The sequence below is a fragment of the Proteus genomosp. 4 str. ATCC 51469 genome (assembly GCF_003144375.1).
Lineage (GTDB): Bacteria > Pseudomonadota > Gammaproteobacteria > Enterobacterales > Enterobacteriaceae > Proteus.
The window spans coordinates 137,966-154,037 of sequence record NZ_PENV01000011.1 but is presented as its reverse complement, the minus strand read 5'-3'; the positions used below and the strand labels follow the sequence as shown (position 1 = coordinate 154,037).

Sequence of the window (16,072 nt, the reverse complement as noted above, 5' to 3'; positions counted from 1 at the left end):
TTAATTATTCTCCCGCTTCATTGATAATGGGAATGGCTGACTGTTCTCATATTTCCCTTGGCAATCAGCAATATTTTGGCTTCCAGGTTGGCAAATAATATTTGGCATCAAATAGTTTGAGCCATCACTACACAGAGCCTGACCTTGGTTATTTATATTCAGTCCACCTTGATTGACGGCTGCGTTAACAGGGGCTTTGCAGGTCACGCCATCACTGCGTGTCATGACGACTTGTCCTTTGCCATTATCTAATTGATAGTTCAGGCTCAATGGTTTACCTGTTTTTTGATCTTGAATACCTGCACCTGCTTTCCATTGGCCATTAAGGAATTGGGTTGAGCCATTGGCTAACGCATTTGCAGGAATAGTCAGTGGTGTTGTGTTATCAGCTGTGGCTGGTGGCGTGACATCTGGTGGTGCATTAGGATCAACCGGAGGGTTAGCAGTATTGTTCTCATTTCCTGCATTTGGAGGAGTATCTGTTTTTGGTTGCTCATTTTGTGTTGCGGGATCAACAGGAGGCACATTTGGTTGTTGTGCCTCATCGGGCGCAGCGCCATCAGGTAAAGCACCTTGGTTATTATCTATTTGAGGATCAACCACGGGTAAACCAGTATTAGGATCAACTATTGCGCCGTTACCATCAGTGCCATTAATCACATTTCCATTGGCATCTACGGTGGCTAATGTATTTGTGTGAACTGTACCTGTTGGAACACCAACGGTGTGGCCATTAGTGACCACTGTAGGGACTTTTGGCTTTTCAAGCGTAGGATCGGGTAGCTTAGGCGCTTCAATATCTGGCGTTTTAATATCGACGGTTGGTAATGTCGGTGTTGAGAAACAGCCTCTTAAGAAGAAAATAGCGAGTAGTAGTAATAATAAAGGTAACAGCCACCATAAAAAACGCCACCAAGGGCGCTTCGTGTCAGTAATGATGACTTTTTCTTGTACGGGTGGAATGGCTGTTGATGTTGGTGCGATTGTCGCAACAACGGGTTTTAAGCAAGCAACAGGATCAACTCTTAGTTGTTGATTGGCGCTGACAAATCCCCAAAAGGTAATAATCGGTTGGCCATCAACAATAAAAATATGGTTTTCGTCAGGAAATTGGATTGTTTTACTGAGGAGTGCGCCAAAAAGCTGACTTTCTTTATTTCCATCCCTCTTCTGTTCTTGTTCGCTAAAGGCGATTAAATCATCTTGATTTTTTTTCAGCACAGCATAAGCAGCAGTACGCTCTTCTTCTGAAGCCGCAGACCAAGGGATAACAGAGCCGTCAATCGGTGAATACCAGTCAATACGTTCGCCCGTTTCATTTGGCTGAGGAATGGCAAGGCATTGAGAAATATGTGCCTTTCCTCTTAAACGCAAAGTTTCACGTAGCTGCAGTGCAGAGATATAAACAGCCTGTCCATTTTCTCCCATAGGGAGGTAACTTTCTAATTTACCACTTCGTAAGAATGCTTTATTCACGACGATCATTCCGCTAGGCAAGATTATCTATGGGTAAGTTGGCTTATCCGTAAATAGGCTTTAAGGCTAAAAATAAAGATATAAAATTTATATACATTTTATATTATCAGAAATTGGGTGTCTATCTAGCGGATTATTTAGGGTTAATTAACTGATTATTATTAAAGACTTTTTTATTTTTCTTGAGTAAAAGAGGAATATTGAGATAACGATTATGATAATTAAATAATGACGTTACAGGTTGCGCTATATTTTCTTAAATATACGGATAAAACCACCGATATATTGGTTTTTACATTAAAAAATAATGAAATAGAAGAAAAAAAAGACAAAATATAAAAAGGTAAACCATCAGATAACATTTGGTCGCTGTGATAGTAATCACAAAATAGGTTTGTTCTGAATAATGAGTGAATAAGAAAAGAAACAAAATACGCAATTAAAGAAGGGTCTTAAATAGATAAGATATAGCACCTACTGGCTTCAATATAATAATAAATTATGCGTAATAGGTGAAAAATTTCACCCTCAATGTTGAAACAAAGAGGGTGAAATAAATATTAAAAACTGTAATCAATCATTATTTACAGTTCTTCGGAATATAATCTTCAATCGCTTTTCGAGTCATTAAACTGACCTCATTGGCATTACGCGCAGTGAAGACTTTACCGCCCGTTGCATTTGCCACACAGTTGCCTGCGCCTGTGCCTAAAATATCAACAACGTTAATTACGGCGCGAGGGTGGGCACGTTTTAAAGTTCTGGCTGCTGCGCATGGATCTTGATCGCAAGACTCTAAACCGTCAGATAACAAGACAATAATTGTGTCACGATTATTGCCTTTGATTAGAGAACCCGCTCGTTGAATAGACTCGGCTAATGGTGTGCCACTATCAGGTTCAATACGTTTAATGTAGTTAAGTAATTTTGAGCGTTCATTGCCACCATAAGCAGGACTTGATTTCACTACACCGCAATCTGATGCCACAACGGTAGTAATTTTCATATCTGAAGGAATACTATTAATAATCTTTGTTGCTGCATTTCTTGCCACAGTGATCCGACGAGGTTCGGCATCATAGCCCGCGAAGAGTTTTCCTGTGTTTGCAATAAAGTCTAAATCATCTTCTGTTAAGCTCATACTCAACGCCATTGAGCCTGAAGCATCAAAGATAATAATCACCTGTGGTGCCAGTTCTGGTGGGCGATCTGCTGGACACATTTGTTTTATCTTACTGGCTAAGCGATTTTCACAGGTTGCATTCGCTGTCTTTTCTGTCATCCCCGCTTTTTTTAATTCATCTTGTACACAAGCTTCTAGTGGCGTGAGTTTTTTCACCGGCACTGGTTTGGGCACAGGTTTTGGCTCAGGAATGGGTTCCGGTACTGGGACGGGTTCAGGGATCGGCTCTGGAATAGGCTCTGGTACAGGTTCTGGCTCAGGAATAGGCTCTGGTACAGGTTCTGGCTCAGGAATAGGCTCTGGCTCAGGTGCAGGTTCTGGTGGTATTACGACGGCAGGTTTTTCTTCCACAACAGGAGGAACAGCCTTGGGATCAAAACACCCTTTTAGCCAAGATGCCAATAAAATTAAAAACAGTAAGAATAAGAAGAGTAATAGCCAACGTAACCAGCGATTGCGTGTTTTGGCTGGCACATCAGCAAGTGCGGCACCCGCAGCCGCGGCACTTGCACCGGCGGTAACTTGTGCAATCGGTGGTGGTAATGGGGTTGTTCGTGGCCACCATGTAATAACAGGTTGCCCATTAATCACATAGACACTTTCACTATCAGGCAGTGTTGATGCCGTATCTAAAAGGTGGCGCTCTTCATCTGTAATTCTGTTTTGCGAAGCTAATAGCGCTGTTTGCGTTTTAATGTCGTTAAGGCGTTCATCTAAAATGCGTCTTATCTCTTGTTGTTCTTGGCCTTGTAACGAGGTCAAAGCAACAGGATTACCAGAAACAGCAGAATACCATTCAATGACATCATCCGATTTCTTTTCGGGCGTGGCAAATAGCGTTCGATACTTAGTCGGAAAATGTTGTGTCAGCAATTGGAGTAACTGCTGTTGATGAGTTAAGGCAAAATCGGCGCGGGTAATATCAGCCGTTAATCGTGAAATTCGATTCATATTTTAGAGAGCCTTCGTGACGGCTATATTCGTTTAAAGAGAGAAAATTAAGATATCAATATTACTGACTATAACGGTTTTATTAAAAAGGTGAAATTAAAGCGTTCATTTTTTTAATCTAAGGCAAAATAAATTTTTATAGCACTTAGGCTTTAGTTTATTGCTAAATTCGCTCAATTTATTTCTCTATTTTAACAGGCAAAATAATCTATTTGCTTATTTATCTTTTTACCCCTTAGGATGGCGCATTTATGTTAAAGGCGAAGATTACAAATCAGCCAATTCTCACCATTGAGTGCTGATGAATATTGATATAGCACATAGAGTATCGACGGGTTACAAGGTATGTTACCCACACTATAAAATAGCCAAATCATTCGCTTTTGAGGGAATTTATTCTCCCTCTTTACGTTGATACAACCGTAGGTTTCTGATGACAAATAAAATAAATAATAACCCATTACTTAATGATGTAACTCGTTACTGGAATATCAGAGCAGAAAGTTATAGTGAGTCTAATCAACAAGAATTGCTGAGTGAGAAACAACAAAAATGGCGCCATTTATTATTAGGGCATGTTAAAGAGGGTGAAACTTTAAAAGTATTAGATATTGGAACTGGCCCAGGCTTTTTTGCCATTTTATTAGCGTTATCAGGACATGATGTCACGGCAATTGATGCAACGGAAGGCATGTTGCAGGAAGCCAAACAAAATGCACAAACACACAAGGTAAATATTCAATTTATTCGTGGCGATGTACATCAACTGCCTTTTGCCAATGAACAGTTTGATCTTGTTGTCAGCCGTAATGTCACTTGGAATTTAAAAGCACCACAAGTGGCGTATTCAGAATGGTTTCGTGTATTAAAGCCTGGCGGTAGTTTAATTAATTTTGATGCTAACTGGTATTTACACCTTTTTGACGAGACTTATTGGCAAGGTTTTGTCGCAGATAGAGCTCGTTCAATAGAAGAACAAGTTGAAGATCACTATGTGAATACAGATACAAAAGAGATGGAGCGAATTGCGCGTCAACTTCCATTAAGTCAAATAAAACGTCCTCAATGGGACATTAATACGTTGCTGGAGATTGGTTTTAATCGATACATGATAGATACTCGCATTGGTGATTTTGTGTGGAATGAAGAAGAAAAAATTAATTATGGGTCAACGCCGATGTTTATGATCCACGCACAAAAAAACAACGCATAAATAATGAAAGGAGAATAACGTGAAGCCTTTATTTTCGGTGATCCCAACCCTGTTATTAACACTTGCATGTGCATTTCCAGCACTTGCAGATCAAAGCAATAACATACTGGATTATGCCAGTACAAAAGATATTCGTGATATTAATCCTCATCTCTACTCTGGTGAGATGGCAGCTCAAAACATGGTATTTGAATCTCTTGTATTAAATACCGAAAAAGGTGTTGCTCCTTATTTAGCGGAACGTTGGGATATTTCCCCCGACGGCAAAAGTTATACCTTTTATTTACGTCATGATGTGACCTTTAGTGATGGCGAACCGTTTAATGCCAAAGCTGTAAAATTAAATATTGAAGCCATATTAGATAACTATGAACGACATGCATGGTTAGAGTTAGTTCGTCAAATTGATAGCGTTGAAGTTGTTGATGAATTTACCGTTAAATTAAATTTAAAAAACCCTTACTACCCAACATTAACTGAATTAGGTTTAACTCGCCCATTCCGCTTTATTTCGCCAAATTCATTTATTAATGGCAAAACAAAAACAGGTGTTGCGAACTATATTGGTACGGGGCCTTGGGTATTAACTGAACATAAAAAAGACCAATACGCAGAGTTTAAAGTTAACCCAAATTATTGGGGAGAAAAACCTGTATTAAATGGGGTAATGTGGCGGGTGATCCCAGACAGACAAACGATGCTACTTTCGCTACAAAAAGGTGATATTCAGCTTATATTTGGTGCTGATGGTGACATGTTAGATATGGATTCATTTGAAGCTCTTATGGCATCAGATAAATTTAAAACTGAAATGAGCGCCCCAATTGCATCTCGCGCTATTGTGTTAAACAGTAGTCGTCCAATGACATCAAACCAACATGTTCGCCAAGCATTACAATATGCCGTCGATAAAGAGGGGATTGCACAAGGTATTTTAGCGGGTAGTGAAAAAGTCGCAGATACTTTAATGGCGCGCAGTGTGCCTTATTGTGATTTTAGCTCGCCAATCTATGCTTATCAGCCTACAAAAGCGGTTGAATTATTAGAGGCTACGGGTTGGGTATTACCAAAAGGTGAGACTATCCGTCAAAAAGAGGGTCAGAAACTACAATTATTACTCTCTTATAATGTGAATAACGCAGTAGAAAAAGAAATTGCTGAACTTATTCAAGATGATTTTAAAAAGATTGGTGTTGGCTTGACGATTTTAGGTGAAGAAAAACAAGCTTATTTAGATAGACAAAAAAATGGCGATTTTGATTTGCAATATTCGCTTTCATGGGGAACTCCTTACGATCCAGCTTCCTTTGTTTCATCTTTTAGAATACCTGCTCATGCTGATTACCAAGGACAAAAAGGATTAGCGAATAAAGCACAATTAGATGCCATGATTGGTGAGCTATTAATTACACCTGATGAAACACGACGCCAGGAATTATATAAAACCTTATTTACGTCATTAGCTGATCAAGCGGTCTATATCCCATTAACCTATTCACGTACTAAGGCTATCCATCGCAGTGAATTAGAAAATGTTGGCTTTAATCCGTCTCAATATGAAATACCGTTTGAAAAAATGTATTTTAATCCGTAATTAGAACGCTCACTTAGATAAGTGTGGCACCTTATATGAAAGTGCCACACTGATTAAATCTGATGCTACGTTATATATTCTGGAGAGTGTTGGCGATATTTCCGCTGGCACTAATGATTTCATTTATTGCTTTTATTCTGTTGGAATTGGCGCCGTCTGATCCTGCGGAAGTCGCATTACGTGTCAATGAAATTGTGCCAACCCCTGAAGCTATTGATGGTATGCGTCATGAGTTAGGTTTAGATAAGCCTTTCTTTACCCGTTATTTTTTATGGTTAATGGCAGGGTTTCAGCTCGATTTTGGTACTTCTTTTCTTACTAGAACCCCAGTTATTCAAGAGATGCTAAGGGCATTACCTCCAACGCTTTGGTTAGCTTCAACGGCTTTATTCTTTACGATTATTTTGGCACTACCTTTAGCATTGTGGTGTGTGGCTAAACCTCAAAGTTTTACAGATAAATGCATTCGTTTCATTGTGTTTGTTTTAACGGCTATACCTAATTATTGGTTAGGATTGCTATTGATTTGGGGAGTCGCCGTTTATTTAGATTGGCTTCCTGTCAGTGGAATGTTATCGCCACAATCTGTTATTTTGCCTGCATTAGCGCTTTCTTTAGGGTACATCGGTACTTATTTACGGCTGTTAAGAGGTGCGATGTTAAACCAATGGCATCAGCCTTATGTCTTTTATGCCAAAGCGCGAGGATTACCTGACAACCTTATTTTACGTCGTCATATTTTACGAAATTCGCTGTATTCCAGTTTAACGGCATTGGGTATGAGTATTCCAAAGCTAATTGCTGGTACAGTCGTGATTGAAAATATTTTTGCATGGCCGGGAATTGGGCGACTATGTATCAGCGCCATATTTGGTCGTGATTATCCGATGATACAGGCCTATATTTTATTGATGTCACTGCTATTTCTCTTTTTTAACTTTTTGATGGATGTCATTCAAATGATGGCTGATCCGCGGTTAAGGAGATAATTATGTGGCAACTGTTTTGGCAACGACTTGCAAAAGATAAAAGTGCGCAATTGTGTTTATTGGTGATCACAATTGTGGTCATCGCTGGAATATTTGCACCTTGGTTAGCACCGCATGATCCCACATTAACCTCAATACGTTTGAAATTTAAGCCTATGAGTTTTGATTATCCGTTAGGTACGGATAATTTAGGGCGTTGTATCTTTTCACGATTATTGTTTGGTGTAAGAACCACGGTATTTTATGCCTTATTAGCTATGAGTGTGACATTAATCATTGGCTGGCTAATGGGCATGTTAGCTGGATTTTTCCATGGAAAAACAGACACATTGATTATGCGATTATGTGATGTGGTTTTGTCATTTCCTGCAGAAATTATGATCTTAGCATTAGTGGGAATAATGGGGCCGGGTATTGGTAATATCTTAATTGCCGTTATTTTAGTGAAATGGGCATGGTATGCCAGAATGATCAGAGGGGTTGTTCGTCAATATTCACACCGTAATTATATTGCTTACGCCCGTGTGATTGGTGCGCCTTCTCATCATATTTTACGACGTCACTTATTACCGGTGACTTTTGCTGAAACTATCGTCTTAGCATCAACCGATATTGGCAGTGTTATTTTAATGATCTCGGCGCTCTCTTTTTTAGGGTTAGGCGTACAACCACCAACCCCAGAATGGGGAAATATGCTCAGTGAAGCAAAAAATGTCATGGTATTACATCCAGAACAGATGTTGCCTGCGGGGATTGCTATCACTCTTGTTGTCACAGCCTTTAACTTTTGGGGTGATTTTTTACGTGATGTGTTTGATCCTGATAATCGCCAGTCAGTAGGAGAAAAGCATGAACAACTTACTGACGCTTGAGCATGTTTCTGTTATTCATCAAGAAAGCGGAAAAAAGCTGATTGATGATGTCTCTTTCTCGATAAAGCAAGGACGCACATTAGCGATTGTCGGAGAAAGTGGTAGTGGAAAAAGTGTGATCAGCAAAGCCATTATGGGATTACTGCCTGAACAATTAGCAATATCAGGGGAGATTTTTTTTGCAGGAAAGAAAATCAGTGATGAGGCATTTTCTCAACGTCGAGCTTTATTGGGAACATCTTTAGGTTTGATTGTTCAAAATGGCATGAGTGCGTTTGATCCTTTGATGAAAATAGGCAAGCAAATTAGTCAAACGTTAATCTACCATTTTTCCTATACTAAAAAACAAGCTCTAGAAGAAACTCAATTGGCATTATCTCATGTTTTTCCTCATCAATTTCAATCTATTATACAGGCGTTCCCTCATCAATTAAGCGGCGGACAACTACAACGTGTGATGATTGCGATTGCGCTCGCCTTGTCACCTAAACTATTAATTGCTGATGAACCCACAACGGCACTTGATGCTCCTCTTCGTCGAGAGATTTTAAAATTGCTCCAGCTTGTCGTAACGACTCATCACTCAACGCTGATTTTTATTTCCCATGACTTAGGGCTCGTGAATGAAATTGCCGATGATATTATCGTGATGCAAGGGGGAAAAATGGTTGAATTTGGTGATAAAACAACCGTTTTAACATCTCCAACACAGGAATATACGCGTTATTTAATTAATGCACGGCGACAGCTTTCGTTGCGTTTCGAGCAATTGATTAATAAAAAAACATATTAATATCATCATAATAAAAGAGACGCTATGTTATTAAACGTTGAGAATATCAGTAAGTTTTATACTCAAAGGAATAACACTTTATTCGGTGAGAAAGTGAAGGTTATTGATGCTCTTTCTTTTAATATAAATACCCAAGAAACTTTTGGTTTAGTGGGGGAAAGTGGCAGTGGTAAAAGCACCTTAGCACGTTTAATTTGTGGATTAGAATTACCAGATAGTGGTGCTATCTATTTGAATAATAAATCAGTGACAAAACGACTTCATCGCCAAGGTATTATTAGTATTGTTTTCCAAGATTATACAACATCCGTTAATCCCACATTAACGGTTGGCGAAATTATTGCTGAGCCAGTAAAAATAGTGGACCCAAGTATTCATCATCAGGCATTAGAAAAGCTGATTTTTGCTTTTTTAGATAAAGTGGGATTACCTAAAAATTGTTATCGGCGTTATATATATGAACTGTCAGGTGGGCAGGCACAACGGGTATGTTTATGTCGTGCATTAGCTTCTTACCCTAAATTGATTGTATTAGATGAAGCGCTTAGCTCGCTAGATATTCCTACCCAAGTACAGATATTAGATTTATTAAAACAGTTAAAAGAAGAATTCCAATTATCTTATCTTTTTATCAGTCATGATATTCAAACGGTTGCTTACTTTTGCGATAAAGTCATGTTCTTTTTACAAGGTAAGAAAATTGAATTATGTGAGGTAGATAATCTAGGTAATGTTAAGCATGATTATTCTAAAAAACTTATTCAATCTGTTATCTAATTAATAAACAGCAATACTTTTAAGTATTGCTGTTTGCTGAATTTAATCTATTTAGAGATTATTCATTAAGTGTTCTTGAACGGCTTTTGCATCATTTGAGGCATTGAAATCAATACCGAAATTCAGCGTACCTTCTTTGAGTTCAATACTACGAGGCGTTGCTTTAGAACAGGTGATATTCTGTATTTTTTCTTTTACTGTTTCTTGGGCGATTTTAGAGCTTTCACAGGTATTTATTACACCTTTTAGTCCTTCACTACAATAACTATCAACCCCTGTTGTTTTTAAATCATCAGCAGTAAATGCAGACCAATCAAAAGCAACTTTTATATTGGCATCACAGCTTTTATTTAAATCAACAACACGAGATTGAATATTCTCTTCAAATTTTTGGTGTAATTCTTTTTCTGCTAATGTCGCTGAAAAAGCAGAAGAGGAAATAAGTAGTAGAGAGAGACTGACAGCAATATTTTTCAACATGATCAAATGCTCCAAAAATGAATATATAAATTTAAATTAACTTATTAAAAATAAAACAATGGGAAGTTATAACAATAGGAAGATGATTATTTTTAGTACTTTACTCTTTTTTGAATAATATTTTTAATTATTAGTGAGATGTCTTTTAATAAAATCATTTTATGATAAGCCTATTAATACTTTAATAGGTATTTTTACTCGGTCATTAATTAAATGTTCGTTATATTTGTAACGAACATAATCGATTCAGTACTTCATTTAAATTATCAATAAAGTGAAATAAATAAATTATCATTAAAATCAATCAATTAAATTATTGATGTAGATCTGCATCACAAACCAATCTTATTGTGATTGTTTTTTCATCATGCTCGAATTAACTTGCTAACTCGAAGTAGCAAAAATTAGCATAGCGTTAGCAAATGATGAGGGTTCGCATGGAACAACAATATTTTATTGGCGTTGATGTTGGCTCAGCCAGTGTCCGTGCAGCGGTATTTGATAGCAATGGAAAGCGTTTAGGCTTTTCTGTTCGCCCTATTGCCCAATTCCGTCCTAAAACGGATTTCGTTGAGCAATCGTCCACCGATATTTGGCAGCAGGTGTGCACTACCGTAAAAGAGTCGGTGGCGTTATCTGCTATTGATCCTATCCATGTGAAATCTATCGGTTTTGATGCCACTTGTTCTTTGGTTGCTGTGGATAAAGAAGGTAAAGGACTTTCTGTTTCGCCAAGCGGTAACGCTGAACAAGATATCATCATGTGGATGGATCACCGGGCTGTACAAGAAACGGTCACCATCAATCTGACCAATGATCCTTCACTACGATATGTCGGTGGTGAAGTGAGTATCGAAATGGAATTGCCGAAAATTCTGTGGTTAAAAAATCATTACCCAGAACGTTATCAAAATGTATGGCGATTCTTTGATTTAGCTGATTTTTTAGTTTGGAAAGCAACATCAGGAGATGTAGCAAGTACCTGCACATTAACCTGTAAATGGAACTATTTAGCACATCAGGGACAATTTAGTGAGAGTTTGTTAGCCGATGTAGGTTTGGATGAATTATTAGAAAAAGTACCACAAACCATTCTGGCATTAGGTGAACAAGCAGGTTGTTTAGATGAGGCGGTTGCCAATGCATTTGGCTTGCACACAGGGGTCATTGTTGCTTCAGGCATTATTGACGCACATGCAGGTGGCTTGGCATTAACAGCATCACAACCTGAAGGTAGTTTGGCAATTATCAGTGGTACGTCTAACTGCCATATGATTGTGAGCCAATATCCAATTATGGTACCCGGTGTTTGGGGTCCTTATTTTGGCGCGATGTTACCCGAGTTATGGCTAAACGAAGGCGGCCAAAGTGCTGCTGGTGCGTTAGTTGAATGGTCTATCCGCCGTCATGAATCATGGGCTGAATTAGAGCAAGAAGCGAATGAAAAAGGCGTTAACTACTATGCCTTATTAAACGAAGCTGTCGCTGAATTGGAAGAAAATGAACAATATCCAACCACACAGTTTCATGTTTTAGCTGACCATCATGGCAATCGTTCTCCGCGCGCCAATCCTGCGGCAAAAGGCATGGTAAGCGGGTTAACACTGGAAAGTGGTCGTGTTGCATTGGCTCGTTATTATCTTGCGACACTGCAATCTATTGCTTATGGCACACGCCATATTATTGACACACTTGAAGATGCTGGACATCAAATCAATCGCATCGTGATGTGTGGTGGAGCAACGAAAAATCCATTGTGGCTACGCGAATATGCCAATGCGACAGGTCGTGAAATTCATTTAGCACAAGAAGAAGATGCGGTGAATTTAGGGGCTGCATTACTAGGTGCTGTAGCATGTAAAGCCTTTGATGATTTCTCAAAAGCTGCCAGTGCAATGGTGAGAGAAGGTGGCATTATTACACCAGATAGCGACACGTTTGCCTTCCATCAAGCTAAATATCAAGTTTATTTGCAGATGTATCAAGATCAGCAACGTTATAACGAAATGATGTCAGATTGTTGACCACGAATTTTTCCGATTATGAACCGAGTTTACCTTACCAGGGATATCTTATGTTGAACTTAAATCTACCAAAATTACCGACAACCATCACAGCAGGTCAGAAAGAGATCCTGATGGTCACTAACGCAGACTTACGCGAGCCTGCAAACGTAACGTGCTGGCCTGTACAGAAAAAATTTGAAGATAAACTGGCCGCAGCATTAGAAGCGCAAGGTTACAAAATGAAGCGTGCTCATGAAATTAGTGAAGCTCGCGGTCATGGTTTTATCAGTAGTCAGCGTGAAGGTTGCGACATGTTTGCCGCTATCGATCCTGATGCGCCAGTTATTGTGTTATTAACTGCATGGCAATATTCACACCATATTGCCTCTTCATTAGCACATCATCGTGGTCCTATTTTACTGCTGGCTAACTTTGATGGTACATGGCCGGGTCTGGTAGGAATGTTGTGTTTAGCGGGCACGATGACCAGTTTAGGTAAAAATTATTCACGTTTATGGTCAGAAGAGTTTGATGATGAATTCTTTGTAGATGGCTTAGCGACTTGGTTGAAATATGGTTATGTAAATCATAAGCTTAGCTATCTTACAGATATTGCGCCAACACACAGGGTAATGGCGACGGAAGCTGGCGAAGTGGGTCGTAAAGTCGGCGAATACATAATTAAAAATAAAGAAATAATAGGTTTGTTCGATACATTCTGTATGGGAATGATTAACGGGGTCTTCCCACAACAGGCCATGATCAATATTGGTATGCCAATTGAATCCCTTTCTCAATCTGCGTTACTGGTCGAAATGGCGAAAGTACCGACAGAATTAAGAGAGGCATGTTTACAGTGGTACGAAGATAACGGGATGACGTTTATGTTTGGTCAAGATGACAAAACTGAACTCACTCGTGAACAGGTGATGGAGCAGTGCGCCATGATGATCGCAATGGCGCGTTTCGTAAAACGTTTTGGTTTAACTGCGGTGGGTGTGCAATATCAGCAGGGCTTAAAAGATTGTTGCCCAGCGTCTGACTTTGCCGAAGGTGCTATCGGTTCAACAGCACGTTTCCCACTACCAGATGAAAACGGCGAGATTATCTGCCCTAATACGCCAATTCCTTGTATCAACGAAGTGGATATGGGTACGGCTATTCCTCAAACGATGTTATGGCGTTTATTAACATCATTAGGATTACCAGCAGAAACCACATTGCATGATATTCGTTGGGGTAGTGAGTACGAAGGAACATTCTACTGGGATATGGAGATTTCAGGATCAGTTCCTTTTGAACACCTCAAAGGTGGCTTAAAAGGTGCAACAGGTTATCGTCAGCCTGCGATGTTCTTCCCTAAAGGGGGTTCAACTATCGCAGGTCAAGGTAAAGCAGGGCGCTTGTTATGGGGTCGTGCACACTATGAAGGCACTGATGTGATTATGCATATCGGTACGGGTGTGGCGGTAGAATTACCTGAAGCAGAATTTGAACGTCGCCGTAGAGCAACCAACTACGAATGGCCATTATTAAACTGTACGTTAGATGGCGTAACGCGTGATGACCTTATGGCGGGACATCAAAGTAATCACATTACTGTGGCTTACATTGATGAAGATAAATTGGCGTTTGTGCTTAAAGCCTTTGTTGCTCAAGCATTGACTCAAGGTATTCAAGTAAAAGTGGCAGGTGATGCCATTAACCTACTGTAAGGAATTGATGATGAGCCAGCAAAAATACGTCGGTGTTTGGCCTGTTATGCTAACCCCTTTTGATGCCAAAGGGGAGATTGATTGGGCGTCGTTAGAGCGCCTTGTAGACTGGTATATCGATTCTGGTGTACATGGACTCTTTGCCGCCTGCCAATCAAGCGAAATGTTTTATTTAAGTGATGAGGAAACTCAAGCGCTTACCCGCTTTATCGTTGAAAAAGCAGATGGAAGAGTACCTGTAGTAGCTTCTGGTCATACTGCAACCGCATTAAGTCAGCAAAAAGAACAATTGCAGGCAATGGCGGGTACCGGTGTCGATGGCGTCATTATGATCAGTAATCGCTTAGCGCTTATTGGTGAGTCAGATGATAAAGCGCTGGAAACATTACAGGTCTTAACCAATGTGGTGCCAAAAGAGATTGATTTGGGCATTTACGAATGTCCTCATCCTTACAAACGCCTGTTATCTGAAGAGATTGTAGAGTGGTGTGCGCAAAGTAATCGCTTTACCTTTATCAAAGATACGTGTTGTTCTCTACCAATGATAGAGCGTCGTTTGGCATTATCAAAAGGAACTCGCTTGCACTTAGCCAATGCGAACAGTCAAACGTTATTAGCATCATTCCAAGCGGGATGTCAGGCATATAGCGGTGTTATGGCCAACTTCCATCCAGAGCTTTATGTTTGGCTTTATGAAAATTGGAAGGATAAACCTGAGCAGGCTGCCGTATTAGCTGATTATTTATCAACAGCAGCGATGACCGAAACACTGGATTATCCAGCATGCGCTAAATATCATCAGCGCCTGATTGGTAACTTCAGCACTCTGGTCTGCCGTTCCCGTAATAGCAGTCAGTTTGAAAACTCATTTTTCCCTTCTGCCGTCAATAGCATGACTGCATTAGGTGAAAACATGAAAAAATGGCTTTCGTTAGATTAATTTAGGACACAGGAGTAGGAATATGCCTTTCGTGATGAAGGAAACTCAGTTTGTGCTTGATAACGCACATTCACTTTTTAATCACTGCCATGCTTCAACGATTGTGCGTGTGCCTAACTCTGAGCGTTTGTTAACCGCTTTTTTCGCTGGCGATAAAGAAGGTAGCGGTAATACCGCTATCTGGCTGGCGATAAAAGAGGGCGATCATTGGCAACACGCTCAACCTGTTGTTAAAAATCCGGGTGTTGCGCACTGGAATCCAGTTTTACATGTTGACCCATCAACAGGTAATATCTGGCTGTTTTATAAAACGGGTCCCGATGTACATAGTTGGACGACCCAATACGTTATCTCGAAGGATGGCGGAAATAGCTGGAATTTACCGAGTGAATTGGTTTCTGGTGATGTAGCACCTAGAGGTCCTGTGAAGAACAAAGTATTAGTGATGTCGAATGGCGAGTGGTTGGCACCAGGATCGGTTGAGGATGACCAGTTCTGGGATGCGTTTGTCGATATATCAAGTGACAATGGTCAACACTGGTTGCGAGTGGATATTCCGATTGAACACCATAAAGGTGGGCAAACGGAACATGAAATCTGGCAGGGTTTAAAGGACGATGCCTTATGGGAGACTGATCTACAACGCGTTTTTCAATGGGATGGCGTGATACAGCCAACACTATGGGAATCCCAGCCTGGGCATGTGCATGCCATGATGCGGAGTACGCGCGGTACTATTTATCGTAGCGATTCAACGGATTATGGGCGCAGTTGGTGTCCGGCTTATGCAACAATATTACCAAATAATAATAGCGGCATTGATGTCGTCTCCTTCGCAGATGGTCAACTGGCATTGGTGTATAACCCGAATTCAGGTAACTGGAGCCGTCGTTATCCCATCTCTGTCAGTCTTTCATCCGATAATGGCAGTACTTGGTCTGAACCATTCGATTTACTCGATGGGGAAGGCGAATTTTCATATCCGGCTATTATTGCTGAAAACAATACCCTACACGTGACCTTTACTTGGAATCGAAAAAACATTGTTTATCAGCAGTTAATGGCTACTCAATAAAAATGTGG

General features: G+C 39.9%; 13 protein-coding genes. 10 read left to right on the top strand and 3 right to left on the bottom strand.

Annotated elements, in window-relative coordinates:
* Together DK866_RS11550 and DK866_RS20035 are read right to left on the bottom strand one after the other, a co-directional pair.
* Entirely contained in the window at positions 1-1,476 is a 1,476-nt protein-coding gene (locus tag DK866_RS11550) for an SrfA family protein (protein ID WP_109409011.1), read from the bottom strand.
* A 580-nt stretch (positions 1,477-2,056) separates the two neighbouring features.
* Positions 2,057-3,610 carry a vWA domain-containing protein gene (locus DK866_RS20035; protein ID WP_109409010.1) on the bottom strand — a complete coding sequence of 518 codons (1,554 nt, stop codon included), beginning with the start codon at positions 3,608-3,610 and terminating at the stop codon, positions 2,057-2,059.
* A 433-nt stretch (positions 3,611-4,043) separates the two neighbouring features.
* Between DK866_RS20035 and DK866_RS11540 the strand changes: the two genes are divergently transcribed.
* The 6 genes from DK866_RS11540 to DK866_RS11515 all read left to right on the top strand — a co-directional run bounded on the left by DK866_RS11540 (position 4,044) and on the right by DK866_RS11515 (position 9,848).
* Positions 4,044-4,823 carry a class I SAM-dependent methyltransferase gene (locus DK866_RS11540; RefSeq protein WP_109409009.1) on the top strand — a complete coding sequence of 260 codons (780 nt, stop codon included), beginning with the start codon at positions 4,044-4,046 and terminating at the stop codon, positions 4,821-4,823.
* A 19-nt stretch (positions 4,824-4,842) separates the two neighbouring features.
* Positions 4,843-6,417 carry a nickel ABC transporter substrate-binding protein gene (gene nikA, locus DK866_RS11535; RefSeq protein ID WP_109409008.1) on the top strand — a complete coding sequence of 525 codons (1,575 nt, stop codon included), beginning with the start codon at positions 4,843-4,845 and terminating at the stop codon, positions 6,415-6,417.
* Positions 6,418-6,479: 62 nt separating this feature from the next.
* Positions 6,480-7,406 carry a nickel/cobalt ABC transporter permease gene (gene opp1B, locus DK866_RS11530; protein ID WP_109409007.1) on the top strand — a complete coding sequence of 309 codons (927 nt, stop codon included), beginning with the start codon at positions 6,480-6,482 and terminating at the stop codon, positions 7,404-7,406.
* Between the two features lie 2 nt (positions 7,407-7,408).
* Positions 7,409-8,278 (top strand): nickel/cobalt ABC transporter permease, encoded by an 870-nt coding sequence (opp1C, locus tag DK866_RS11525; protein WP_109409006.1) that lies wholly within the window; start codon positions 7,409-7,411, stop codon positions 8,276-8,278.
* Entirely contained in the window at positions 8,256-9,071 is an 816-nt protein-coding gene (locus tag DK866_RS11520) for an ABC transporter ATP-binding protein (RefSeq protein WP_109409005.1), read from the top strand. The genes opp1C and DK866_RS11520 overlap by 23 nt, the downstream gene beginning before the upstream one ends.
* A 24-nt stretch (positions 9,072-9,095) precedes the next feature.
* Positions 9,096-9,848, top strand: a complete 753-nt coding sequence (locus DK866_RS11515; protein ID WP_109409004.1) for an ABC transporter ATP-binding protein — start codon at positions 9,096-9,098, stop codon at positions 9,846-9,848.
* Between the two features lie 51 nt (positions 9,849-9,899).
* Here the strand turns inward: DK866_RS11515 and DK866_RS11510 are convergent, their stop codons facing one another.
* Positions 9,900-10,328 carry a hypothetical protein gene (locus tag DK866_RS11510; protein ID WP_109409003.1) on the bottom strand — a complete coding sequence of 143 codons (429 nt, stop codon included), beginning with the start codon at positions 10,326-10,328 and terminating at the stop codon, positions 9,900-9,902.
* A 437-nt stretch (positions 10,329-10,765) separates the two neighbouring features.
* Between DK866_RS11510 and DK866_RS11505 the strand changes: the two genes are divergently transcribed.
* The 4 genes from DK866_RS11505 to DK866_RS11490 are packed head-to-tail and all read left to right on the top strand — an operon-like array spanning position 10,766 to position 16,064.
* Positions 10,766-12,352, top strand: coding sequence for an FGGY-family carbohydrate kinase (locus tag DK866_RS11505; RefSeq protein ID WP_109409002.1), 1,587 nt, complete (start codon positions 10,766-10,768; stop codon positions 12,350-12,352).
* A gap of 50 nt (positions 12,353-12,402) precedes the next feature.
* Positions 12,403-14,049, top strand: coding sequence for a signal transduction protein (locus DK866_RS11500; RefSeq protein WP_109409001.1), 1,647 nt, complete (start codon positions 12,403-12,405; stop codon positions 14,047-14,049).
* Between the two features lie 10 nt (positions 14,050-14,059).
* The gene (locus DK866_RS11495) at positions 14,060-14,989 is read left to right on the top strand and encodes a dihydrodipicolinate synthase family protein (protein WP_109409000.1); all 930 of its coding nucleotides are present in this window, start codon (positions 14,060-14,062) and stop codon (positions 14,987-14,989) included.
* A 22-nt stretch (positions 14,990-15,011) separates the two neighbouring features.
* Entirely contained in the window at positions 15,012-16,064 is a 1,053-nt protein-coding gene (locus tag DK866_RS11490; protein WP_109408999.1) for a sialidase family protein, read from the top strand.
* Positions 16,065-16,072: the final 8 nt, after the last annotated feature.

Coding starts and splice junctions, on each gene's coding strand:
- DK866_RS20035 (WP_109409010.1), bottom strand. CDS start 3,610: ATGAATCGAATTTCACGATTAACGGCTGATATTACCCGCGCCGATTTT.
- DK866_RS11540 (WP_109409009.1), top strand. CDS start 4,044: ATGACAAATAAAATAAATAATAACCCATTACTTAATGATGTAACTCGT.
- opp1B (WP_109409007.1), top strand. CDS start 6,480: ATGCTACGTTATATATTCTGGAGAGTGTTGGCGATATTTCCGCTGGCA.
- opp1C (WP_109409006.1), top strand. CDS start 7,409: ATGTGGCAACTGTTTTGGCAACGACTTGCAAAAGATAAAAGTGCGCAA.
- DK866_RS11520 (WP_109409005.1), top strand. CDS start 8,256: ATGAACAACTTACTGACGCTTGAGCATGTTTCTGTTATTCATCAAGAA.
- DK866_RS11515 (WP_109409004.1), top strand. CDS start 9,096: ATGTTATTAAACGTTGAGAATATCAGTAAGTTTTATACTCAAAGGAAT.
- DK866_RS11510 (WP_109409003.1), bottom strand. CDS start 10,328: ATGTTGAAAAATATTGCTGTCAGTCTCTCTCTACTACTTATTTCCTCT.
- DK866_RS11505 (WP_109409002.1), top strand. CDS start 10,766: ATGGAACAACAATATTTTATTGGCGTTGATGTTGGCTCAGCCAGTGTC.
- DK866_RS11500 (WP_109409001.1), top strand. CDS start 12,403: ATGTTGAACTTAAATCTACCAAAATTACCGACAACCATCACAGCAGGT.
- DK866_RS11495 (WP_109409000.1), top strand. CDS start 14,060: ATGAGCCAGCAAAAATACGTCGGTGTTTGGCCTGTTATGCTAACCCCT.
- DK866_RS11490 (WP_109408999.1), top strand. CDS start 15,012: ATGCCTTTCGTGATGAAGGAAACTCAGTTTGTGCTTGATAACGCACAT.